Below are 23955 nucleotides of genomic sequence, written 5' to 3'. Positions count from 1 at the left end.
CCGGCACGGGCCGGAACCGCTCAGCGCAGTGCGGCCATCAGCGAACGGGTCACTTCCCGCAGCAGGGGCTCGCGCAGTTCGGGCGCGTCCACGCGCTCCACGCGGACCGTGGTGCAGTCCACCCAGCTCGCCGCCTCCACCAGCGCCTCCGCGACCGCCGGGACCGCCTTCGGGCCCTCCAGCGTGACCTGCCGGGCCACCAGGACCCCGCCCGCCTCACGCGCCGGGTCCACCCGGCCCACGAGCCGCCCGCCGGCCAGCACCGGCATCGCGTAGTAGCCGTGCACCCGCTTCGGCTTCGGCACGTAGGCCTCCAGACGATGGGTGAACCCGAAGATCCGCTCGGTGCGCGCCCGGTCCCAGATCAGGGAGTCGAACGGCGAGAGCAGCGTCGTACGGTGCCGGCCACGCAGCGGCGCGGCCAGCGCCGCCGGGTCGGCCCAGGCCGGCTTCCCCCAGCCCGCCACCTCCACCGGTACCAGCCCCGAGTCGGCGATCACCGCGTCGACCTGCTCGCCCTTGAGCCGGTGGTAGTCGGCGATGTCCGCGCGCGTGCCGACCCCCAGTGACTGCCCGGCCAGCCGCACCAGACGGCGCAGGCACTCGGTGTCGTCCAGGTCGTCGTGCAGCAACTCCGCCGGGACGGCGCGCTCGGCCAGGTCGTACACCCGCTTCCAGCCGCGGCGCTCGACGCACACCACCTCGCCGTACATGAGCGCGCGCTCCACCGCGACCTTGGTGCCCGACCAGTCCCACCACTCGCTGGTCTTCTTCGCGCCGCCCAACTCCGTGGCGGTCAGCGGGCCTTCGGCGCGCAGCTGCTTGATGACCCGGTCGTAGACGCCCGTCGGGAGGTCGTGGTTCCAGTGCGGACGGTCGCGGTAGGCGCGGCGGCGGAAGGCGAAGTGCGGCCACTCCTCGATGGGGAGGATGCAGGCCGCGTGCGACCAGTACTCGAAGGCGTGCGTGTCCTGCCAGTAGGCGGCCTCGACCGTCCTGCGGCCGACCCGGCCCAGGCGGGCGTACGGGATGAGTTCGTGGGAGCGGGCGAGGACCGAGATCGTGTCCAGCTGGACCGCGCCGAGGTGGCGGAGCACGCCCCGGACGCCCGAACGGCGGTCGGGGGCGCCGAGGAACCCCTGTGCCTTCAGGGCGATACGGCGGGCTTCGTCCGCCGAGAGGACGGCGGGGCGCGGGAGGGTCGTCATGACTCGGACCCTAGAGGCTGCCACTGACAGTGCGGCGCGAACTGCGGTTTCAGCCCTGCGAGGGGGCCGGTAGGTAGGGCGCGGCCGAGGGCAGGCCCAGGTCCGAGGGGAGCAGGGAGCCCACCCAGCAGTCGCGTCGTACGCCCTTGTTGTTGATGCCGGAGCGCAGCGTGCCCTCCATGGCGAAACCGGCGCGTTCCGCGACCGCGCGGGACGCCAGGTTGCCGACCTCGGCACGCCATTCGACCCGGTCGATCGCCATCTCGGTGAAGGCCCACCGGGCGACGGCGAGGGTGGCCTCGGTGATGTGACCGCGCCCGCGGTGCTCCCGCGCGGACCAGAAACCCACCTCGGCCGTCCCCAGCGAGCGCATGGTGAGGCCGAGCATCCCGGCCAGCCCCTGGGTGGGAAGGAAGACGCCGAAGGTGAACATCGAGCCCTCGGACCAGCCGTCGGGAACCAGCTGCTCCGTGAAGCCGCGGGCGTGTTCCGGGAGGTAGGGGGAGGGAATCGTGGTCCAGCGCTGGATGTCGGGATCCTGGACGGCCGCGTACACCGCGTCGGTGTCCTGCGGGCCGACCGCGCGCAGCAGCAGACGAGGGGTGGTGAGCGTGACGGGTTCCATCGGCTGATTCTGCTCGGCCGGGCGTCCGGCTCGCCATCCCTTTCGCGCTGGGTGAGCGGGTGATCACAATTCGCGCAATTCCTTGCTCCGATGCGGCACTATCCGCGCGTCCGGGCCGTTGTCCCGTATGAATCGGAAAAGCGTCGACGGTCGTCGGACCGCCGGGCCTCCCGGCGCGCCCGGGTCCTCGCATACGATGGCCGTTGCTCAGTAAGTCAAATGGAAACCGACCGTCCCAGGCCCGACCGGCAAGGAGACAAACCCCCGTGTCCGTCCTCTCGAAGATCATGCGTGCAGGCGAAGGCAAGATCCTGCGCAAGCTGCACCGCATCGCGGACCAGGTCAACTCCATCGAAGAGGACTTCGTCGACCTCTCCGACGCCGAGCTGCGGGCCCTCACCGATGAGTACAAGCAGCGCTACGAAGACGGCGAGAGCCTCGACGACCTGCTCCCCGAGGCGTTCGCGACCGTCCGCGAGGCCGCCAAGCGCGTCCTCGGCCAGCGCCACTACGACGTGCAGATCATGGGCGGCGCGGCCCTCCACCTCGGCTACGTGGCCGAGATGAAGACCGGTGAGGGCAAGACCCTCGTCGGCACCCTGCCGGCGTACCTGAACGCACTGGCGGGCAAGGGCGTCCACCTCATCACGGTCAACGACTACCTGGCCGAGCGCGACTCCGAGATGATGGGCCGCGTCCACAAGTTCCTCGGCCTGAACGTCGGCTGCATCCTGGCCAACATGACGCCGGCCGAGCGCCGCGAGCAGTACAACGCCGACATCACGTACGGCACGAACAACGAGTTCGGCTTCGACTACCTGCGCGACAACATGGCCTGGGCGCAGGACGAGCTCGTCCAGCGCGGCCACAACTTCGCCATCGTCGACGAGGTCGACTCCATCCTGGTCGACGAGGCCCGTACCCCGCTGATCATTTCCGGTCCGGCCGACCAGGCCACCAAGTGGTACGGCGACTTCGCCAAGCTGGTCCTGCGCCTGAAGAAGGGCGAGGCAGGCAACCCGCTCAAGGGCATCGAGGAGACCGGCGACTACGAGGTCGACGAGAAGAAGCGCACCGTCGCCATCCACGAGTCCGGCGTCTCCAAGGTCGAGGACTGGCTGGGCATCGACAACCTCTACGAGTCGGTGAACACCCCTCTGGTGGGCTACCTGAACAACGCCATCAAGGCGAAGGAGCTCTTCAAGAAGGACAAGGACTACGTCGTCATCGACGGCGAGGTCATGATCGTCGACGAGCACACCGGCCGTATCCTCGCCGGCCGTCGTTACAACGAGGGCATGCACCAGGCGATCGAGGCGAAGGAAGGGGTGGACATCAAGGACGAGAACCAGACCCTCGCCACGATCACCCTTCAGAACTTCTTCCGCCTCTACAAGCGCCACGACCACAACGGCAAGGAACAGCCCGGCCTGTCCGGCATGACCGGTACGGCCATGACCGAGGCCGCCGAGTTCCACCAGATCTACAAGCTCGGCGTGGTCCCGATCCCGACGAACCGTCCGATGGTCCGCAAGGACCAGTCGGACCTGATCTACCGCACCGAGGTCGCCAAGTTCGAGGCGGTCGTCGACGACATCGCGGAGAAGCACGAGAAGGGCCAGCCGATCCTCGTCGGCACGACGTCCGTCGAGAAGTCGGAGTACCTCTCGCAGCAGCTCTCCAAGCGCGGCATCCAGCACGAGGTGCTCAACGCCAAGCACCACGAGCGTGAGGCGTCGATCGTCGCGCAGGCGGGCCGCCGGGGTGCCGTGACGGTGGCCACCAACATGGCCGGCCGTGGTACGGACATCAAGCTGGGCGGCAACCCCGAGGACCTCGCGGAGGCGGAGCTGCGGCAGCGCGGCCTCGACCCCGAGGAGCACATCGAGGAGTGGGCGCAGGCGCTGCCGGCCGCCCTGGAGAAGGCCCAGCAGGCGGTCAAGGCCGAGTTCGAGGAGGTCAAGGACCTCGGAGGCCTCTACGTACTCGGCACCGAGCGGCACGAGTCGCGCCGGATCGACAACCAGCTGCGTGGTCGTTCCGGCCGGCAGGGCGACCCCGGTGAGTCCCGCTTCTACCTCTCCCTCGGCGACGACCTGATGCGGCTCTTCAAGGCCCAGATGGTCGAGCGCGTGATGTCCATGGCGAACGTGCCGGACGACGTGCCGATCGAGAACAAGATGGTCACCCGCGCGATCGCGTCCGCGCAGTCGCAGGTCGAGCAGCAGAACTTCGAGACCCGTAAGAACGTCCTGAAGTACGACGAGGTCCTCAACCGGCAGCGCGAGGTCATCTACGGCGAGCGCCGCCGCGTCCTGGAGGGCGAGGACCTCCAGGAGCAGATCCAGCACTTCATGGACGACACGATCGACGCGTACGTCGGCGCGGAGACCGCCGAGGGCTTCCCGGAGGACTGGGACCTCGACCGTCTGTGGGGCGCCTTCAAGCAGCTCTACCCGGTCAAGGTCACCGTCGAGGAGCTGGAGGAGGCGGCCGGCGACCGTGCGGGGCTGACCGCCGAGTACATCTCCGAGTCCATCAAGGACGACATCCGCGAGCAGTACGAGTCGCGTGAGACGCAGCTCGGCTCCGAGATCATGCGTGAGCTGGAGCGCCGGGTCGTGCTGTCGGTCCTGGACCGCAAGTGGCGCGAGCACCTCTACGAGATGGACTACCTCCAGGAGGGCATCGGCCTGCGCGCGATGGCCCAGAAGGACCCGCTGGTCGAGTACCAGCGCGAGGGCTTCGACATGTTCACCGCGATGATGGACGGCATCAAGGAGGAGTCCGTCGGCTACCTGTTCAACCTGGAGGTCCAGGTCGAGCAGCAGGTCGAGGAGGTCCCGGTCGAGGACGCCGCGGTGCCCGTGGACGGGGTCCAGGACGCGGTCCCGGCCCAGGCGGGTTCCCGTCCCGAGATCCGGGCCAAGGGTCTGGAGGCGCCGCAGCGCCGGGGCATGCACTTCTCGGCGGCGACCGTGGACGGCGAGGGCGGCCTCGTCGAGGGTGACTTCGCCTACGACGACGAGCCGGCCCGCTCCGAGGCCGACGGCCTGACCCGCGCCGAGCGCCGCAAGCAGGCGAAGGGCAGCCGCCGCCGCAGGAAGTGACGGCACCGACACCACCGCCCAGGGGCCGGCCACCTCGCCAGAGGAGGCCGGCCCCTCGGCGTATGCCCGGCGCCGAGGAGAGAGAGGCATGGCTGTCGCCGTGCCTTGCGCGGGCGGGACGGCTGTCGCCGCGCCTATGGGGCGGGATGGCTGGCGCCGCGCCTGTGGGGCGGGATGGCTGTCGCCGCGCGTATGTGGGTGGGATGGCTGTCGCAGCGCGTATGTGGGTGGGACGGCTGTCGCCGGGCCTGTGTGAGAGGCGGCGGGTGTCGCCGTACCCCTCGGCTGGGCGGTCCCCGGCTCGGGGCGGTCCGTCAGTGGGTCCGGGGTGGGCGGGGACCGCCGAGTTCCACCGCCGTGCAGCGCCAGCGGAGGTCGGCGCCCTGCTCCAGGCGGAAGGCCATGGCACGCAGTTGCTCGCCCGCCGCGATACGGGCGAAGACCTCGAGGGCACCGGTGCGCGGCACGTAGTAGCCGATGTCGCGGACCACGGGGTCGGCGCCCCGGGCACGCAGGGGGCCGCGCTCGGCGAGGCGGGCCAGGTCGTCGTAGGCGGGGCCCGCGGTGTGCCGGAGCATCCAGTGGACCGGGCGGCGGCCGCTCAGCACGGCCAGCAGACGCTCCGCGAAGAGGTCGGTGGGCCGGGGGCCGGTCGGTGCGGCCGGCGGGGTGAGCGGCCGGCGGGAGGCGGGGGCGCCGGGCCGGCGGGAGTCACGGCGACCGGGCGGACGGGTGTCCGGACGGAGCTTGGCGGTCCTGGTCATGACCTTGTTCATGGGGGGTCCCCGTTCGGCGGCCCGGCTGATACCGGGCGGTAACTTGAGGTTGAGGATCTTGTACGGGGCCCGGGACGGCGACAGCAAGGCGAGGGCGGCCCGTGTCGGGGCTCCGGAACATTCACCTATCCGAGTGGTCACGGGCATGGGAAACCCGCCGGACAGGCGGCGGCACCGGGTGAACCGAGGGGCGCCGGGTGGACGCCCGCGACGTCACGGCCCGGGACTCGAAAGGGGACGCCCGCACGTATCCTGAAGGCCCTCCGGAAGGCCCGACCGCCCTCGGGAGGCAACCGGAGGGCCCGGCGGTCGTCGGGACGTCCGGTACCGGCAGAGTCGAAGCGTCCAGAGAGAGCGGCCAGCATGCGCGTCTACGTCCCCCTGACCCTCCCCGCGCTGGCCGAGGCGTACAAGACGGGCGCGCTGGGGACCGGTCCGTTCGTCGCCTACGCCGTCACGCCCGCGCTGCGCGAGTGGTACCTCTCCGACGACCTGGAGGAACTGGAGTACGCGGCGCTCAGCCGGGCCGCGCTGGCCTCCCTGCGGCTGCTGGCCGCCGACCCGGACGCGCCGCGCCGCCGGGTCGTGGTCGCCGTGGACGTGCCCGACGGCACGGCGGCGGCCGATCCGGACCGTGGCCTGGACCCGGCGGCGCTGGGCGAGGTGCGGGTGACCGCGACGGTGGCGCTGGCCAGGGCCGCCGCGGTGCACGTCGACTCCGACGACGCGGACGAGGACGTGACCGCCGCGGCCGGAGCGCTCGCGGCCGCGGACGGCGGGGACGACGACGCGCAGTTCGTGGTGGACGGCGCCGAGGACCACGAACTGCTCTGGTACGCCACGCAGGAGATCCCGAACCTGGTGGGACTGGGCGGCTGAACGGACCCTGCCGGGGCCTGGCAGCACCTCTGTGACCTGCGGTGACGCTCCGCCCGGTCTTGACTGTCAGTGATGGCGGGTAGCGTTTTCGGCATGGGGAAGCACGAAAAGGCACACATCGTCTGGGACTGGAACGGGACCCTGTTCCACGACAACGACGCGATCATCGGGGCGACGAACGCGGCCTCGGCCGAGCTGGGCCTGGCACCGATCACGCTGGAGCAGTACCGGGCGCTGTACTGCGTGCCGGTGCCGAAGTTCTACGAGCGGCTGATGGGACGGCTGCCGACGCAGACCGAGTGGGAGGTCATGGACGAGATCTTCCACCGGTACTACGCCGAGCACCGCGGTCTGTGCGGGCTCACCGAGGGGGCGGCCGAGCTGCTGGCCGGGTGGCGTTCGGTGGGGCGCAGCCAGTCGCTGCTGAGCATGTACGTGCACGACGAACTCGTGCCGCTGGTGCGCGGATTCGGCATCGAGCCGCACTTCCTGCGGGTGGAGGGGCGCGTCGGGCCGTCCGGGGGCAGCAAGGCCGAGCACATGGTGCGGCACCTGCGGCAGCTGGCGGACGTGGCCCCCGGGCGGACCGTGGTGATCGGGGACGCGGCGGACGACGCGGTGGCCGCGCACGCGGCGGGCGCGAAGGCGGTGCTCTACACCGGGGGGTCGCACGGCCGGGTGAGCCTGGAGGAGGCCGGTGTGCCGGTGGTGGACTCACTGGCGGAGGCGGTCGAGGAGGCGGAGAGACTCGTGGCGTGAGCCGGGGTCGCAAGAGTCGGCCCGGCACCCTCGCGAGCCGTCGTCGCTGTGCAGAACGTCAAAGTTGCACCCCCTGTTTTGTACACATACGGCTCATGACGGGCCCCCGGTCGGGAGCGATAGCCTTGGTGGCGTGATCAGCGCGATAGTTCGCGGGGGCGTCGGCGCCCCTGCCCTGCGCCCGGTGAGCACGGAACACCTCCGTGACCGGGCGGCGGTCGCTGGTCTTCTCGGGCGGAGGGCGTCGCGGACGGCCCTGGCAGTGGTGGCGCCGAGAGGGACGTCACACCCTTGGGGCCCGTCGAGAATGGCCGAATACCCCCCGCTCATCTCGCCTTGCGGCATAGCGTCGAAGCAGACCGGAGACCCCGGCCGTGGCGTCGAGCCGCAGGGGGAAGAGCCCGTACTTCCTTCTACGTCACGCAATGGCGCGCGACAGGAGCCAGAGGACAATGCAGACCAAGCTGGACGAAGCCAAGGCCGAGCTGCTCGATCGGGCCGCCCGGGTAGCTGAGAACAGCCCGGCCGGGGGGCACCTACCGACTGGGACGACGGGAGAGGTGGACCAGGAGTCCGTCTTCACGTTCCTCCAGCGCTACTACCTGCACACCGCACCGGAGGACCTGGCCGACCGCGACCCGGTCGACGTCTTCGGCGCGGCCGTCTCGCACTACCGTCTCGCGGAGACCCGCCCGCAGGGCACCGCCAACGTCCGGGTCCACACCCCGACGGTCGAGGAGAACGGGTGGACATGCAGCCACACCGTGGTGGAGGTCGTCACCGACGACATGCCCTTCCTCGTCGACTCGGTCACCAACGAGCTGACCCGGCAGGGACGTGGCATCCACGTCGTCATCCACCCCCAGTTCGTGGTGCGCCGTGATCTCACCGGCAAGCTGATCGAGGTGCTGCCCACCCCGGCCGCCGGCGACGAGCTGCCGCACGACACGCACATCGAGTCCTGGATCCACGTCGAGATCGACCGTGAGACCGACCGCTCCGACCTCAAGCAGATCACCGCCGATCTGCTGCGCGTCCTGTCGGACGTCCGTGAGGCCGTCGAGGACTGGGAGAAGATGCGGGAGTGCGCCGTCCGCGTCGCCGAGCACCTCGGTGACGAGCCGGTCCCCGCCGACCTGCCGGGCCCCGAGGTCGAGGAGGCCCGCGAGCTGCTGCGCTGGCTGGCCGCCGACCACTTCACCTTCCTCGGCTTCCGCGAGTACCAGCTGCGCGAGGACGACTCCCTGGCCGCCGTGCCCGGCACCGGCCTCGGCATCCTGCGCTCCGACCCGCACCACACCGTCGACGAGGGCCACCCCGTCAGCCCGTCCTTCGAGCGGCTCCCGGCCGACGCGCGCGCCAAGGCCCGCGAGCACAAGCTCCTCGTGCTGACCAAGGCGAACAGCCGGGCGACCGTGCACCGGCCGTCGTACCTGGACTATGTCGGCGTCAAGAAGTTCGACGCCGACGGCAACGTGGTCGGTGAGCGGCGCTTCCTGGGGCTGTTCTCGTCCGCCGCGTACACCGAGTCGGTGCGCCGGGTGCCGGTGATCCGGCGCAAGGTCGACGCGGTCCTGGAGCGGGCCGGGTTCTCGCCCAACAGCCACGACGGCCGCGACCTGCTCCAGATCATGGAGACCTACCCGCGCGACGACATGTTCCAGACTCCGGTCCCGGAGCTGGAGTCGATCGTCACGAGCGTCCTCTACCTCCAGGAACGCCGCCGGCTCCGTCTCTACCTGCGCCAGGACGAGTACGGCCGCTACTACTCGGCCCTCGTCTATCTGCCCCGCGACCGCTACACCACCGGCGTCCGGCTGCGCATCATCGACATCCTCAAGGAGGAGCTCGGCGGCACCAGCGTCGACTTCACGGCCTGGAACACCGAGTCGATCCTGTCCCGGCTGCACTTCGTGGTCCGCGTCCCGCAGGGCACCGGACTGCCCGAGCTGTCCGACGTCGACAAGGACCGCATCGAGGCCCGCCTGGTCGAGGCGGCCCGTTCCTGGGCCGACGGCTTCGCCGAGGCGCTCAACGCCGAGCTCGGCGAGGAGCGCGCGGCCGAGCTCCAGCGCAAGTACACCAACTCCTTCCCCGAGGGCTACAAAGCCGACCACACCCCGCGCGCGGCGGTCGCCGACCTCGTCCACCTGGAGCGGCTCACCGAGGAGGCGGGCAACGACTTCGCCCTCAGCCTCTACGAGCCGGTGGGCGCCGCCCCCGGCGAGCGCCGCTTCAAGATCTACCGCAAGGGCGCGGCGATCTCCCTGTCGGCGGTGCTGCCGGTCCTCAACACGCTGGGTGTCGAGGTGATCGACGAGCGGCCGTACGAACTGCGCTGCGCGGACCGGACCACCGCGTGGATCTACGACTTCGGGCTGCGCATGCCGAAGTCACAGGGCGCCGCGAGCGGCGACTACCTGGGCGAGGACGGCCGTGAGCGGTTCCAGGAGGCCTTCGCGGCGACCTGGACCGGCCAGGCGGAGAACGACGGGTTCAACGCCCTGGTGCTGAGCGCCGGGCTGACCTGGCGGCAGGCGATGGTGCTGCGGGCGTACGCCAAGTACCTGCGGCAGGCCGGTTCCACGTTCAGCCAGGACTACATGGAGACCACGCTCCGGCACAACGTCCACACCACCCGGCTGCTCGTCTCCCTCTTCGAGGCGCGGATGTCCCCGGACCGGCAGAAGGCCGGCCTGGAGATCGTCGACGCGCTCCTCGAGGAACTGGACGCGGCGCTCGACCAGGTGGCGAGTCTCGACGAGGACCGCATCCTGCGGTCCTTCCTGACCGTCATCAAGGCGACGCTGCGCACCAACTTCTTCCAGGAGACGGCGGCCGGCCGGCCGCACTCGTACGTCTCCATGAAGTTCGACCCGCAGGCCATCCCCGACCTGCCGGCGCCCCGCCCGGCGTACGAGATCTGGGTGTACTCGCCGCGCGTCGAGGGTGTGCACCTGCGCTTCGGCAAGGTCGCGCGCGGCGGCCTGCGCTGGTCCGACCGGCGTGAGGACTTCCGTACCGAGATCCTCGGCCTGGTCAAGGCGCAGATGGTGAAGAACACCGTCATCGTGCCGGTCGGCGCCAAGGGCGGCTTCGTCGCCAAGCAGCTGCCGGACCCGGCCAAGGACCGTGACGCGTGGCTCGCGGAGGGCATCGCCAGCTACAAGACCTTCATCTCCGCGCTGCTCGACATCACCGACAACATGGTGGCCGGCGAGGTCGTGCCCCCGCAGGACGTGGTCCGGCACGACGAGGACGACACCTACCTGGTGGTCGCCGCCGACAAGGGCACGGCGACGTTCTCCGACATCGCCAACGAGGTGGCCGGCAGCTACGACTTCTGGCTCGGCGACGCCTTCGCCTCCGGCGGCAGCGCCGGCTACGACCACAAGGGCATGGGCATCACCGCGCGCGGTGCCTGGGAGTCCGTGAAGCGGCACTTCCGGGAGCTGGGCGTCGACACCCAGACCGAGGACTTCACGGTCGTCGGCGTCGGCGACATGTCCGGTGACGTGTTCGGCAACGGCATGCTGCTCTCCGAGCACATCCGGCTGGTCGCCGCCTTCGACCACCGGCACATCTTCATCGACCCGAACCCGGACGCGGCCACCTCCTACGCCGAGCGCCGCCGCCTGTTCGAGCTGCCCCGCTCCAGCTGGGGCGACTACGACACCGAACTGCTCTCGGCGGGCGGCGGCGTCTTCCCCCGTACCGCCAAGTCCATCCCGGTCAACGGCCACATCCGCGAGGCCCTCGGTATCGAGGACAAGGTCGCCAAGCTGACCCCGGCCGACCTGATGAAGGCGATCCTGCGCGCGCCGGTCGACCTGCTGTGGAACGGCGGTATCGGCACCTACGTCAAGGCGTCGACCGAGTCCCACGCCGACGTCGGCGACAAGGCCAACGACGCTATCCGCGTCGACGGCTCCGACCTGCGCGTCAAGGTGGTCGGCGAGGGCGGCAACCTGGGCCTGACCCAGCTCGGCCGGATCGAGTTCGCCCGCCGGGGCGGCAAGATCAACACCGACGCGATCGACAACAGCGCCGGCGTGGACACCTCCGACCACGAGGTGAACATCAAGATCCTGCTCAACGGTGTGGTCGCGGACGGCGACATGACGGTCAAGCAGCGCAACAAGCTGCTCGCCGAGATGACCGACGAGGTCGGTTCCCTGGTGCTGCGCAACAACTACGCGCAGAACGTGGCCATCGCCAACGCCCTCGCCCAGTCCGGGGACATGCTCCACGCCCAGCAGCGCTTCCTGCGCCACCTGGTCAGGGAAGGCCACCTGGACCGCGCCCTGGAGTTCCTGCCCACCGACCGGCAGATCCGCGAGCGCATCGGCACCGGCCAGGGCCTGACCGGCCCGGAGACGGCCGTCCTGCTGGCGTACACGAAGATCACGGTCTCCGACGAGCTGCTGGCGACCTCGCTGCCCGACGACCCGTACCTGAGCGGCCTGCTGCACGCGTACTTCCCGACGGCCCTGCGCGAGCAGTTCGCCGCGGCGCTCGCCACCCACCCGCTGCGCCGCGAGATCACGACCACCGTCCTGGTCAACGACACGGTCAACACCGGTGGTACGACCTATCTGCACCGGCTGCGCGAGGAGACCGGGGCCTCCCTGGAGGAGATCGTCCGGGCGCAGACCGCGGCCCGCGCGATCTTCCGCTCGGCGCCGGTGTGGGACGCGGTGGAGGAGCTGGACAACAAGGTCGACGCGGCCGTCCAGACCCGGATCCGGCTGCACTCGCGGCGGCTGGTCGAGCGCGGCACCCGCTGGCTGCTCAACAACCGGCCGCAGCCGCTGCAACTGCTGGAGACCGTCGACTTCTTCTCCGAGCGGGTCGAACAGGTCTGGCAGCAGCTGCCGAAGCTGCTGCGCGGCGCGGACCTGGAGTGGTACCAGCACGTGTACGACGAGCTGTCCGCGGCCGGTGTCCCGGACGAGCCGGCGACCCGGGTGGCCGGTTTCTCCTCGGCCTTCCCGGCGCTGGACATCGTCTCGGTGGCCGACCGCACGGGCAAGGAGCCACTGGACGTCGCCGAGGTGTACTACGACCTCGCCGACCGTCTCGGCGTCACCCAGCTGATGGACCGCATCATCGAGCTCCCGCGGGCCGACCGCTGGCAGTCGATGGCCCGTGCCTCCATCCGGGAGGACCTGTACGCGGCCCACGCGATGCTCACCGCCGACGTCCTCGCCGCGGGCGACGGCACGTCGACGCCCGAGCAGCGCTACCAGGCCTGGGAGCAGAAGAACACGGCGATCCTGGGCCGGGCCCGGGCCACCCTGGAGGAGATCCGCGGCTCGGACTCCTTCGACCTGGCCAACCTGTCGGTGGCCATGCGGACGATGCGCACGCTCCTGCGCACGCACGCGTAGCCGTAGGACGGCAGCAGCCGTACGACATGTGAAGGCGCCCCGAGCCGGAGACGGCTCGGGGCGCCTTCACGTACGCCTGCGTCAGGAAGGCCGGCCGGCCGTCGCCGCGGCGGTCTGCTCCGGCGGGGCGGCCTTCGGCTTCGGCTTCGGCTTGGGCTTCGCCTTGTCGGACTTGTCACCGGTGAAGGCCTCGTACTCGGCGAGGACCTCCTCGGTCGGCCCGTCCATGCGCAGCACACCGCGTTCCAGCCACAGCACCCGCTCGCAGGTGTCGCGGATGGACTTGTTGTTGTGGCTGACCAGGAACACCGTGCCCGCGTGCTGGCGCAGCTCGCGGATGCGCTCCTCGGAGCGCATCCGGAAGGACGCGTCACCGGTGGCCAGCGCCTCGTCGATGAGCAGCACGTCGTGGTCCTTGGCGGCGGCGATGGAGAAGCGCAGCCGGGCGCCCATGCCGGAGGAGTAGGTCCGCATCGGCAGGGTGATGAAGTCGCCCTTCTCGTTGATGCCGGAGAAGTCGACGATGTCCTGGTAGCGGTCCTTGATCTCCTCGCGGGACATGCCCATGGCGAGGCCGCCGAGGTAGACGTTCTTCTCACCGGTCAGGTCGCCCATCAGGGCGGCGTTGACGCCGAGGAGGGAGGGCTGGCCGTCGGTGTAGATGGCGCCGTTCTCCACGGGCAGCAGGCCGGCGACGGCCTTGAGCAGGGTGGACTTGCCGGAGCCGTTGGTGCCGATGAGGCCGATCGCCTCGCCCTTGTAGGCGACGAAGGAGACGCTCTTGACCGCGTGCACCAGGCGGGTGCCCGCGGCCTTCTCGGCCTGCTTGCGGCGCAGCATGCGGTTGAGGGCGGCGGTGGCGGAGCCGCGGCCGGCGCCGGTGCCGTGGACCCGGTAGACGATGTCGACCTTGTCGGCGACGACGGTGGGGATAAGGGTGTCGCTCACGTTCTCAGCCACGGCCGTACGTCTCCTCAGCCTTCCAGAAGTAGATGAAGCCGCCGACGCCCGCGACCAGGGCCCAGCCGGTCGCCGCCGCCCACACGTGCGGGGGCAGCTGGCTGGAGTGGAAGCTGTCGATCAGCGCGTACCGCATGAGGTCGATGTAGACGGCGGCCGGGTTGGTCTCCAGCGCGATCGTCACCCAGTGGGGCAGATGGTCGCCCTTGGTCAGCTTGTCGATGCTCCACATCACGCCGGACACGTACATCCAGGTGCGCAGGATGAAGGGCATCAGCTGGGCGATGTCGGGTGTCTTGGCGCCCATCCGGGCCATGATCATCGCGACGCCGGTGTTGAAGACGAACTGAAGCAGCAGCGCCGGGGCGGCCAGGACCCAGGAGAAGGCGACCGGGACGCCGAAGCAGAGCAGGATGACGACCAGGGCGGCCATCGAGAACAGCAGCTGCTGGAGCTGCTGGAGCGCGAACGAGATCGGCAGCGCGGCCCGCGGGAAGTGCAGGGCCCGCACCAGGCCGAGGTTGCCGGAGATCGCCCGGGTGCCCGCCATGATCGAGCTCTGCGTGAACGTCCAGATGAACACGCCGGTGACCAGGAACGGGATGTAGTCGGGCACGTGCCGCTTGGTGCCGAGCAGGACGCCGAAGATGAAGTAGTACACCGCCGCGTTCAGCAGCGGAGTCATGACCTGCCAGACCTGCCCGAGCTTGGCCTGGGCGTACTGGGCGGTGAGCTTGGCGGTGGCGAAAGCGGTGATGAAGTGCCGCCGTGCCCACAGCTGGCGGACGTACTCCGGCAGGGAGGGGCGGGCGCCGCTGACCGAGAGGCCGTGCCGGGCGGCGAGCGCCGCGAGGTCGTCCTCGGCCGTGACCGGAGTCGGGGGCGGTGTGTGGAGAACCTGGGTCACATCCGCTGCTTTCTCACTCGGGGGGTGGGGGTGCTGCGGCGTCCGGCTGGGCGCCCGGTCCGTCACCCGGCGTTTCCTTACGCTTCTCTTCACGTTTTCTTACGTCGGAACGGGACCGTTTCGTCGCAACGGGAGCGTAGGCCGAGTTGGCGTCGGAACGCAACCGTTTCGTCGTCACGGAGACGTATGCGTCGTGACACTCCCGAGCTCGGGCCGCGATCGATTCGTTGCGGAGGGCGGCTTGGAACGGTGTTCGATACGGCGGTGAGCTGGGCGTCGTTCAGCGTGTGACGGTTGCGGCGATCGGGTGGCAGGTCCCGTCGGAACGCAACCGTTTCGTCGTTACGCCCCTATGCTGGGGGGTATGACGACGAACGCCGAGGAGTCCCAGACGCGTCCGCGCCGACGAGCCCCCGCCGGAGCGGCCGTGCTGCGCGAGGACGTGACCGAGGCCATCCGTGCCGCCGTCTTCGAGGAACTCGCGGCGGTCGGGTACGCCCGGATGTCCATCGAGGGCATCGCGCGCCGCGCCGGCGTCGGCAAGACCGCCGTCTACCGCCGCTGGCGCTCCAAGCTGCACCTGGTCCTCGACGTCGTCTCGGCCCTCGCCGTGCTGGGCCTGCCGGTGCCCGACACCGGCTCCCTCGAGGGCGACCTGCGCCTGCTCTACGAGGTCACCTCCCGTGCGCTGCGCCACCCGGTCGCCTCGCAGATCATCCCGGACCTCCAGGCCGAGGCGGCCCGCAACCCCGACATCGCCGAGGCCATGCAGAAGACCCTGCGGGAGGGTCAGGAAGGCGTCGCCAGCAAGATCATCGAGGCGGCGCAGCGGCGCGGTGAACTCGCCGGGAACCTCGACGACGACCTGGCCATGGACCTGATCTCCGGCCCGCTGTACTGGCGTTCGGTGGTGATCCGCACCCCCAAGCTGCCCAAGGGGTACCTGGCGGCGCTGGCTCGCGGGACCACGGAGGCGCTCAAGGCGCTGTGACCCACCCGGCCGGGGATGTCACACGCGGGCCCGCCGTCTCGTCGTAGGGGGCGCAGACATCCCCGACCCGGGAGTGGACGATGAACCTCGCCCTGTGGACCGCCGCCGGACTGCTCGCCGCCGTGGCGCTGACCGGTGGCATCACCAAGACGTTCGTACCGAGGGAGAAGCTGGCCGCGGCCCACGGCGGCGGCTGGACCGGCGACGCGGGCGACGGCTTCGTGAAGTCGCTCGGCGTCCTCGAAATCCTGGCCGCGGCGGGCCTGGTGCTGCCCGCCGTCACCGGCGTCGCGCCGGTACTGGTGCCGGTCACCGCCGTGTGCTGGACCCTGCTGATGACCGGCGCGATGATCACCCACGGCCGGCGCGGCGAACGGGCGTTCGTGGTGCTGAACCTGGCCTACCTCGTGCTCGCGCTGGTCGTCGCGGTGGGCCGGTTCGGCCCCGGGGCGTTCTGAGGCCGAAGGGGGGAGGGGACATGAAGTCGAAGGGGGGAGGGGACATGAACAGGACCACGGAGTTCCAGGAGCTGCGCCCGCTGCTGTTCTCGATCGCCTACCGGATCCTCGGCAGTGTGGCCGAGGCCGAGGACGCGGTGCAGGAGACCTGGCTGCGCTTCACCGGCTCGCCCACGGAGGTCAGGTCGCCCAAGGCCTTCCTGTCGGCCGCGGTGACCCGGATCTCGATCGACGTGCTGCGCTCGGCCCGCGTGCGACGCGAGACGTACGTCGGTCCGTGGTTCCCCGAGCCGCTGCTCGCCGACCCCTACGAGGACCCGGAGCGGTCCGCGGAGCTCGCCGACTCGGTGTCCATGGCGGCGCTGCTGCTCCTGGAACGCCTCAGCCCCCTGGAGCGCGCCGTCTTCGTCCTGCGCGAGGTGTTCGACTTCGGCTTCCCCGAGATCGCGTCGGCGGTGGGCCGCACGGAGTCGGCGTGCCGCCAGCTGGCGGTCAGGGCCCGGCGGCACATGGCGGCGGGCCGCCCCCGCTTCGACGCGGACCGCCGGGAACGCGACGCACTGGCGTCCCGCTTCTTCGGGGCCCTCCACGACGGCGACCTGGCCGGCCTCCAGGACCTGCTCGCCGCCGACGTGTCCCTGGTCGGCGACGGCGGCGGCAAGACCCCGCAACTGGCCCGTGCGGTGGCCGGCGCCCGCAACGTGGCCCGCCTCCTGGCCGCCGTCTTCCCGGCGCTCGACCGTGTCGAGGTGACCTGCGAGCGGCGTGAGGTCAACGGCCAGCCCGGTGCGATCTTCCGCGACCGCGACGGCAGGGTCCTACAGACCTTGTCCCTCGACATCCTCGACGGTCGCGTCCAGGCCGTCCGCGTGGTCCTCAACCCCGACAAACTCGCCCACCTGGGCCCGGTGGCCGACGCCTGGGCCGTCTCCGAACGCCTCAAGAGGGTCCGCAGACCGACGGAGAAGGACTGACGGACCTCAGGGTGTCGGTGCGCACCACGGCACGGGGTCAGTTGCGGGCCGCCTCCGGGTGGAGCCGGATCCAGCCCTGCCAGGCCGATGTGATCATGTCCTGGACGTCGTGTTTGGCCTTCCAGGTCAGTTCGGTGGCGATGCGGTCGGCGGAGGCGACCACCCGGGCCGGGTCGCCGGGGCGGCGGGGGACCACGGCCGGGGAGAGGCCGTGGCCGGTGACCGCGTTGATGCGGTCGATCATCTCGCGGACCGAGACGCCCTCCCCGCGCCCGATGTTGAGGGTCAGGGCGCGGCCCGGCTCGGCCTGGAGGGCGCGGGCCGCGGCCACATGGGCCTCGGCCAGGTCCACCACGTGGATGTAGTCACGGACGCAGGTGCCGTCCGGGGTCGCGTAGTCGTCGCCGAAGATGCGCGGGGGCGCGTTCTCGGTGAGTCTCTCGAAGACCATCGGGATCAGGTTGTAGGCGCCGACGTCGGCCAGTTCCGGGGCGGCCGCGCCCGCCACGTTGAAGTAGCGCAGGGCGGCCGTCGCGAGGCCCGTCGCCCGGCCCGTCGCGCGGACCAGCCATTCGCCCGCCAGCTTCGTCTCGCCGTACGGCGACAGCGGCGCGCACGGCGTCTCCTCCGTCACCACGTCGACGTCCGGCATGCCGTAGACCGCCGCGGAGGAGGAGAACACGAAGGACGGGACGCCCGCCTCCGTCACCGCCTCCAGGAGGACGCGCAGACCCTCGACGTTCTCCCGGTAGTAGTGCAGGGGCAGCTGGACCGACTCGCCGACCTGCTTCTTCGCCGCGAGGTGGACCACGCCCGTCACCTCGTGCTCGGCCAGCACACGCGCGATGTTCTCGCCGTCCAGCGTGGAGCCCGTCACCAGCGGCACGTCCTCGGGCACACGCTCGGCGATGCCGGTGGACAGGTCGTCGTAGACCACCGTCCGCTCGCCCGCTTCGGTCATCGCGCGTACGACGTGCGCCCCGATGTAACCGGCGCCGCCGGTGATCAGCCAGGTCATGGGTGGCGGTCCCCTCCGTCAGTTGCCGTGCAGGTCCTCAGTCTCCCTTCAGTGAAGCAGGTGCCGCCGACAACCGGGGACGCGCGTGGTCACTCCCCGTGACAGGGGCGCCGACAGGGGCGCCGACCGGGGCGCCGGGCGCCGTGCTCCGCGGTCGGCCCGTGGCGCGCCACAGGCGGGTCAGGGACAGCACGGCGGCGGTGACCAGCAGGCCGTTGCGGACGAGCATCAGCAGGCAGCCCGTCCAGGTGCAGCCGACGACCTCGGCGTACAACGCGGGATAGGCGACGGAGCTGAGCGCGGTCGCCGCGACGACCAGCACGACGACCGGACGCTGCGTGGTGTGACGGGAGGCCAGGCACACGGCGGCCAGGCCGAGCAGCCAGATCATGTACTGCGGGCTGATCACCCGGCTGGTGACGGTGAAGAGGAGGACGGCGCTCAGCGCCGCGTCGTACGGGGTGGCCGCGGTCCAGCGTCTCGCCCGTACCCGCCACACCAGCAGGAGCGCGAAGGCGGCCGCGGTGAGCGCGAGGGACGCGGTCGCGACGGCGTGCACGTGCGGGCCGACGAGTTCCATCGCGCCGTACCGGTAGCGGACCCTGCCGCGCCAGCCGGCGTGCCGCGCGAGGCTGAGCGCGGTGCCGCCGAGCGACTCGATCTGCACACCCCGGCCGCCCTGTTGGCGGAGGAAGGCCAGCGGGTTGCGGAACGACATCACGAGGACGGCGAGCGTCACGGTCCCCGTCAGAGCCGCCGACAGCCATGCCGACCGCGTCGGCCTGCCCCGCTCCAGACCCAGCAGGACCAGCGCCGGCCACACCTTCACCAGCGCGCCCAGGGCCGCCAGCGTCCCGCACGCGCGCGTGGAGCGGGACAGCGCCAGCAGGGAGAGCACGGCGAAGGCGGTCACCTCCACGTCGTAGCGGGCGAGCGGGAGGTGGAGGAGGAGGGGGAGGCCGCCGGTCCACAGGGCCGCCCCGAGCAGGGTGCGGCCGGGGCGGCTGCCGGCACGGGCCAGGGCCGCCGTGACCAGCGCGTCGGTGAGCAGGGTGAGCGCCACGAACGCCTGGAAGTAGCTCAGTCCGGGCACCAGTCCCGGCGCGAGCAGCACCGCCCCGGCGCCCGGCGGGTACTGCCACAACGTGTCGTGCGCCGGGAACGCGCCGTGCGACAGGACGCCGTACCAGTGGAAGTACAGCCGCCAGACTTCGCGCGCGACCGCTCCGTGTCCCAGGGGTCGCTCGTTGTTGTGGGCGAGGAGCCACAGCATCAGCGCGCGCGTGGCGAGCCAGCCGGCGGCGAGCCGGAGGAGGCGGGGCGACCGGAGGTGGCGGGGGAGCCGTGGGAGACGGGGGATGCGGGGGAGGCGCGCGGAGTGTTCGGGGCGCGCGGAGCTCTCGGGGTGCGGGAGTCGAACAGGTGAGGCGAACGGGGCGGGTGGGAGAGGCAAGTACGGGCGGCGATTCATCAACCGTGAGCGTAAGCCGCCCGGATGGTGTATCCATGCCGATACGCCGTCATTACCCGGCAAAGGTTGGCTAATCGCAAAAGATCGGGCCGTGGTGAGTATCGGGCCTCTCGTAAAAGCACGTCCGCGGACCAGGCGCTCGACGGACGCCGGCCGGCCGACTCCGTCGAGTCGGCCGGAACCGTCCGACGCACCGTCACCCGAGGTGCCGCCCGGCGGAGACCCCGGACCCTCGCCCGGGCGCCGGGGGCTTCCCGGGCGCATGGGGCGGTCGCGTCGGGCCATGGCCGTCGCCGTCCCGGGCGCGGTGATGCTCGCCGTCGGGCTCTGGGGGCTGCACCGCGGCGGTATGTGGCGGGACGAAGCCGTCACGTACCAGGTCGCCCGGCGCACGGTGCCGCAGATCTGGCGGCTGCTGCACGGCGTGGACGCGGTGCACGGCCTGTACTACCTGCTGATGCACGTCGTCCTCGCCGCCGCCCCCGGCCGTCCCGGCGAGGTGGACCTCCGGCTGCCCTCGGTGTGCGCGGCCGCCGTCACCGCGAGCCTGGTGGCTGCCCTCGGTGCCCGCCTCGCCCGGCCTCGCGTCGGCCTGTGGGCCGGGCTGCTGTTCGCGGTCACCCCCTTGGTCGGCCACTACGCGCAGGAGGGCCGCTCCTACGCACTGGTCGCCGCCGGGGCGGCCGGCGCGACCCTGGTGTTCGTGCGGGCGGCGGCCGAAGGGGGGCGGCGGGCCTGGGCGTTGTACGGCGGTGTCCTCGCGGTCACCTGCTGGCTGCACGAGTTCGCGGTCCTGCTGCTGCTCGCGCACGCGGGAACTCTGGCGCTGGCCCGTTCGTCGGGAAGGGTGTGGCGGGGGTGGTGCTGCGCGGCCGGGGGCGTGGTGCTGTCGCTGCTGCCGATGGTCGTCGTCTCGCACACCCAGTCGGCCCAGGTGGCATGGCTGACGGAGCCGGACGTGGAGACCGCGCAGGACCTGCTGCGCCAGTACCTCGGGCCGACCGACGGGGTGTACTGGGCATGCCTGGCGCTGGGGCTGCTCGGGCTGACCCGGCTGGTGGGCCGGCGTGGTGAGGTGACACTCGCGGCGGTCGCGCTGCCGCTCGCGGTGCTGCCACCCGTGGCGCTGATGCTGGCGTCGCAGTTCACACCGCTGTACGTCGACCGGTATGTGCTGTACGCGCTCGCCGGAGCGCCCTTGCTGGTGGCGCTCGGGGCGGACCGGCTCGCCGGGATGCTCGGCCGGCTCTGGTCCCACGGCACGGGGACCGCGCCCAGGTCGCCGGCGTTCACCCTGGCCGGAGTGCTCGCGGTGGTCCTCGCCTTCACCCACCAGGTTCCGCTGCTGCGGGCCGACCGGGTGCCGGGGACCAGGCCGGACGACCTCGGTGCCGTCGCGAGGGCGGTGGCGCGGGTGTTGCGGCCCGGCGACCCGGTGCTGTTCCTGCCGGCCCACGCGCGCGGCACGGAGCTCACTTATCCGGAGGACTTCAAGGGCACGAGGGACGTGGCGCTGGCCGAGCCGGGGCCGGCCTCGGGGACCCTGTACGGGCGCGAGGTGGGGGTGGCGACGCTGCGGCGGAGGCTGGCGGGTGCCGACGAGGTGTGGGCGGTGGTGGAGAAGTACGCGATGGTCCGTGGGTACCGGCCGCGGCTGGCCACGGAGCGGGCCAAGTACGCCGTGCTGAACCAGCAGTTCGTGCTGCGGCAGGAGATGGTGGTGGACCGGATCGCGCTGCGGCTGTACGTGCGGCCGATCCGGGGCGGTGACGGTCAGCCGTGAACCGCGGGGCGGTCAGCGGGAACCCTCCTCCAGGGCCGCCGCGTCCAGGGTTCCCGTCAGCTGGTCCAGGCGGGCCTTGAGGTCGCGGATCTCGTCCACGTCGAAGCCGGTCGCCGAGACGATCCGGCGGGGCACCTCCAACGCCCGCTCCCGCAGCGCCGTGCCGGCCTCCGTCAGCCGTACCTCCACCGAGCGTTCGTCCCGTGCGCTGCGCTCCCGGCTGACCAGGCCGGCCGCCTCCAGGCGCTTGAGGAGCGGCGAGAGGGTGCCGGAGTCGAGGCGCAGGTGTTCGCCGAGCTTCTTGACCGGCAGGTCGCCCTCTTCCCACAGCACCAGCATCACCAGGTACTGCGGATAGGTGAGACCCAGGTCCTTGAGGATCACGCGGTAGACGCCGTTGAAGGCGCGGGACGCGGCGTGCAGGGAGAAGCAGATCTGGCGGTCCAGACGGAGCCACTCTGCCTCGGGGGCGGGGGTCGGAGTCGTCGCGGTCATGGCTCAATCGTAGCGCTTGCGAGCCATTAAGTTGTGCACAACTTAGTTGTGTGCTCTACTTGTCGTCGTGAGGGCGGCCGGAACGGAGCCGCCGGAACACCGAACCACCAACCTCGAGAGGGATGGTCTTCCATGGACGCGCTCTACACCGCCGCCGCCACCGCCACCGGCCGGGAGGGACGGGCGGTCAGCTCGGACGGGCAGCTGGACCTCACGCTGGCCTTCCCGCCCGCGCTCGGCGGCAACGGCCAGGGCACCAACCCCGAGCAGCTCTTCGCCGCCGGTTACGCAGCCTGTTTCGCCAGCGCCCTCGGCGCCATCGGCCGCCAGGCCAAGGTCGACACCGGTGAGATCTCCGTGACCGCCGAGGTCGGCATCGGCAAGGACGAGTCCGACGGCGGCTTCGCGCTCAAGGTCACCCTGCGCGTCGAGCTTCCCGAGGAGCTCGCCAACGAGACCGGCGAGAAGCTGGTCCACCAGGCCCACGACTACTGCCCCTACTCCAAGGCCACCAAGGGCAACATCCCCGTCGAGCTCATCGTCGAGTAGTCGGCCGCGCCGCCACCGGTTCCCTCGTCCGGGTGAGCCGCGCGAGCACCTCACCGGTCCGCCGGCTCCAGTCCACGACCACCGCCCCCGCGGGCAGCCGCTCCCGCCGCGTCAGCAGCAGCCAGCGCACCCGGGGGTGGTGGTCGTGGCCGTCGGCCAGCTCGACGCCGTAGCCGGGGAGCAGGCGCACGGCGTAGTACGCGTCCGTGACCACCGGTTCGCCGGGGCCGATGTGCCGCACCGCCCAGTCGTACGACGGCCAGCGCGGCGGTTGCACGAAGCCGACCGGGTCCACCGAACGCGGTACGACCGCACCGGCCTGCGCGGCCAGGAAGCCCAGGCAGGCCCCGGCGGCCGTGGCCCAGCCGAGCACCCGCCGCCACCCGGGCCAGGGCCGCGGTGCCGCCAGTTCCACGGCCAGCGCGCACTGCGGGGCCAGCAGCGCGAGACCGAGCAGCTCCCCGAAGCCGTGCCGTCGGCCACCCGCCGCCATCACCAGACACTCCGCCGCGAACAGCAGCACCAGCGGATCCCGCCACACAACACCCCACACGGACCGGTCCTCGCTCGGCCCCACCGCCCACCGATCCGCCCGATCCTCACTCAGTACCGCCGCTCGCCGATCCGCCCGATCCTCGCTCGGCCCCACCGCCCGCAGGTCCGCCCGGCCCCCGCTCAGCCCCGTCGGCCGTCGGTCCGGCCGGTCCCTGTGCGGCTCCGCTGCCCTCCGGGACCGCAGCCACAGTGCGGGCACGCCCGGCAGCAGGGCCAGCCAGCACTGGGTGGCCATCGCGTCGTACCGTCCGTACGGCTGGGGCGGCAGGTGGGCGTGTGTTCCCAGGGCGACCACGCCGGCCGCCACCGCGCACAGCAGTGCCCACCGCAGCCACACCGCGGCCCGCCACCCCCGCTGCCGGCCCGCCGTGAACGCCGCCGCGCCGGCCGCCGCGCCCGCCCCGAGCACCGGGTCGACCAGCGCCACCACCCCGTACAGGACGCCGAGCGCCGCGTATCCGGTCGGGCTGCGCAGGCCGGTCGGGCCGACATAGCGCACCCGGCGCAGATCGCGGGCCCGGGCGCCGGTCAGGGCCCAGGCCCAGAACGTGAGGCCGAGGGCGAAGGCGGACGGATAGCCGAGGCCCCCGGCCAGCGGCAGCAGCGCCACCGAGCCGCCGCCCGGGGCCGGTTCCGTGCCCCACAGCACCGCCATGAAGGCCAGCGCCAGCACCGGCGCGAACGGGCGCGGGGTCAGCACCCGGACCAGCCGCCCCAGCCCGGTCAGCAGCACCAGCAGGTTCAGCGGGCCGCAGAGCCGCAGCACCTGCCACCCGGTCAGACCGGTCAGCCTCGCCACCGCGCCCTGGGCGAGCACGTACGGGGAGACGGCGGGGTCCGCCAGACCGGCCCGCAGCCCTTCCACCGCCGCCGCGTGCCGGCCGGCGTCGCAGCACGGCGGCAACCGCCAGTACGCCAGCGTCATCAGCAGCCAGAACAGCAGACCGAAGAGCTGGTACGGGGTGAGCCTGCGGACACGGCCGCCGCGCAGGGCCGTGGAGCCGCGCGCGGCGCGCCGGACCAGGGCGCCGGTGCTCACCGGCGGGA

18 protein-coding genes are annotated in these 23955 nt (G+C 71.6%); 9 read left to right on the top strand and 9 right to left on the bottom strand.

What is annotated here, in order from left to right; translation table 11 throughout:
• Positions 1–20: 20 nt before the first annotated feature.
• Complete coding sequence (locus AAW13_RS02615; protein WP_046729199.1) at positions 21–1208, bottom strand: winged helix-turn-helix domain-containing protein; 1188 nt, start codon at positions 1206–1208, stop codon at positions 21–23.
• Between the two features lie 49 nt (positions 1209–1257).
• Positions 1258–1833 carry a GNAT family N-acetyltransferase gene (locus AAW13_RS02610; RefSeq protein WP_046729198.1) on the bottom strand — a complete coding sequence of 192 codons (576 nt, stop codon included), beginning with the start codon at positions 1831–1833 and terminating at the stop codon, positions 1258–1260.
• A gap of 266 nt (positions 1834–2099) precedes the next feature.
• Here AAW13_RS02610 and secA point away from each other — a divergent pair, with 266 nt between their 5' ends.
• Positions 2100–4943, top strand: a complete 2844-nt coding sequence (gene secA, locus AAW13_RS02605) for a preprotein translocase subunit SecA (protein WP_046729197.1) — start codon at positions 2100–2102, stop codon at positions 4941–4943.
• A 314-nt stretch (positions 4944–5257) separates the two neighbouring features.
• Here the strand turns inward: secA and AAW13_RS02600 are convergent, their stop codons facing one another.
• Positions 5258–5719, bottom strand: a complete 462-nt coding sequence (locus tag AAW13_RS02600; protein ID WP_046729219.1) for an Rv3235 family protein — start codon at positions 5717–5719, stop codon at positions 5258–5260.
• 363 nt (positions 5720–6082) lie between these two features.
• Between AAW13_RS02600 and AAW13_RS02595 the strand changes: the two genes are divergently transcribed.
• The 3 genes from AAW13_RS02595 (at position 6083) to AAW13_RS02585 (ending at position 12747) form a co-directional block, all read left to right on the top strand.
• Positions 6083–6598 (top strand): DUF6912 family protein, encoded by a 516-nt coding sequence (locus tag AAW13_RS02595; protein WP_046729196.1) that lies wholly within the window; start codon positions 6083–6085, stop codon positions 6596–6598.
• Between the two features lie 93 nt (positions 6599–6691).
• Positions 6692–7357, top strand: coding sequence for an HAD family hydrolase (locus AAW13_RS02590; RefSeq protein WP_046729195.1), 666 nt, complete (start codon positions 6692–6694; stop codon positions 7355–7357).
• A gap of 452 nt (positions 7358–7809) precedes the next feature.
• Positions 7810–12747, top strand: a complete 4938-nt coding sequence (locus AAW13_RS02585; protein WP_046729194.1) for an NAD-glutamate dehydrogenase — start codon at positions 7810–7812, stop codon at positions 12745–12747.
• A gap of 81 nt (positions 12748–12828) precedes the next feature.
• Here AAW13_RS02585 and AAW13_RS02580 read toward each other — a convergent pair whose 3' ends face one another.
• Positions 12829–13707, bottom strand: a complete 879-nt coding sequence (locus AAW13_RS02580) for an ABC transporter ATP-binding protein (protein ID WP_046729193.1) — start codon at positions 13705–13707, stop codon at positions 12829–12831.
• Positions 13700–14614 carry an ABC transporter permease gene (locus tag AAW13_RS02575; RefSeq protein WP_046729192.1) on the bottom strand — a complete coding sequence of 305 codons (915 nt, stop codon included), beginning with the start codon at positions 14612–14614 and terminating at the stop codon, positions 13700–13702. Before AAW13_RS02575 ends, AAW13_RS02580 begins: the two co-directional genes overlap by 8 nt.
• 364 nt (positions 14615–14978) lie before the next feature.
• Here AAW13_RS02575 and AAW13_RS02570 point away from each other — a divergent pair, with 364 nt between their 5' ends.
• The 3 genes from AAW13_RS02570 to AAW13_RS02560 all read left to right on the top strand — a co-directional run bounded on the left by AAW13_RS02570 (position 14979) and on the right by AAW13_RS02560 (position 17037).
• On the top strand, positions 14979–15605 hold the full coding sequence (locus AAW13_RS02570; protein WP_046729218.1) for a TetR/AcrR family transcriptional regulator: 627 nt from the start codon (positions 14979–14981) through the stop codon (positions 15603–15605).
• An 80-nt stretch (positions 15606–15685) separates the two neighbouring features.
• On the top strand, positions 15686–16063 hold the full coding sequence (locus tag AAW13_RS02565; protein WP_046729191.1) for a DoxX family protein: 378 nt from the start codon (positions 15686–15688) through the stop codon (positions 16061–16063).
• A 44-nt stretch (positions 16064–16107) separates the two neighbouring features.
• Positions 16108–17037, top strand: coding sequence for an RNA polymerase sigma-70 factor (locus AAW13_RS02560; protein ID WP_046729190.1), 930 nt, complete (start codon positions 16108–16110; stop codon positions 17035–17037).
• A gap of 37 nt (positions 17038–17074) precedes the next feature.
• On the opposite strand, the gene galE is transcribed toward AAW13_RS02560, so the two are convergent.
• Complete coding sequence (gene galE / locus AAW13_RS02555; protein WP_046729189.1) at positions 17075–18055, bottom strand: UDP-glucose 4-epimerase GalE; 981 nt, start codon at positions 18053–18055, stop codon at positions 17075–17077.
• Positions 18056–18092: 37 nt separating this feature from the next.
• Positions 18093–19328: a glycosyltransferase family 87 protein gene (locus tag AAW13_RS02550; protein WP_240528514.1), complete on the bottom strand. Its 1236-nt coding sequence runs from the start codon at positions 19326–19328 to the stop codon at positions 18093–18095.
• A gap of 481 nt (positions 19329–19809) precedes the next feature.
• Here AAW13_RS02550 and AAW13_RS02545 point away from each other — a divergent pair, with 481 nt between their 5' ends.
• Positions 19810–21309, top strand: a complete 1500-nt coding sequence (locus AAW13_RS02545; RefSeq protein ID WP_046729188.1) for a glycosyltransferase family 39 protein — start codon at positions 19810–19812, stop codon at positions 21307–21309.
• 12 nt (positions 21310–21321) lie between these two features.
• Here the strand turns inward: AAW13_RS02545 and AAW13_RS02540 are convergent, their stop codons facing one another.
• On the bottom strand, positions 21322–21804 hold the full coding sequence (locus tag AAW13_RS02540; protein WP_046729187.1) for a MarR family winged helix-turn-helix transcriptional regulator: 483 nt from the start codon (positions 21802–21804) through the stop codon (positions 21322–21324).
• A 132-nt stretch (positions 21805–21936) separates the two neighbouring features.
• Between AAW13_RS02540 and AAW13_RS02535 the strand changes: the two genes are divergently transcribed.
• Positions 21937–22353: an organic hydroperoxide resistance protein gene (locus AAW13_RS02535; RefSeq protein WP_046729186.1), complete on the top strand. Its 417-nt coding sequence runs from the start codon at positions 21937–21939 to the stop codon at positions 22351–22353.
• Here the strand turns inward: AAW13_RS02535 and AAW13_RS02530 are convergent.
• A complete protein-coding gene (locus AAW13_RS02530) occupies positions 22340–23947 on the bottom strand; it encodes a hypothetical protein (protein ID WP_046729185.1) in 1608 nt (535 codons plus the stop codon). The genes AAW13_RS02535 and AAW13_RS02530 overlap by 14 nt on opposite strands.
• Positions 23948–23955 lie beyond the last annotated feature (8 nt).

The sequence above is a fragment of the Streptomyces humi genome, from assembly GCF_001005085.2.
GTDB classification, from domain to species: domain Bacteria; phylum Actinomycetota; class Actinomycetes; order Streptomycetales; family Streptomycetaceae; genus Streptomyces; species Streptomyces humi.
Note: the sequence above shows the minus strand (reverse complement) of the source record. Positions and strands in the feature narration are given on the sequence as shown.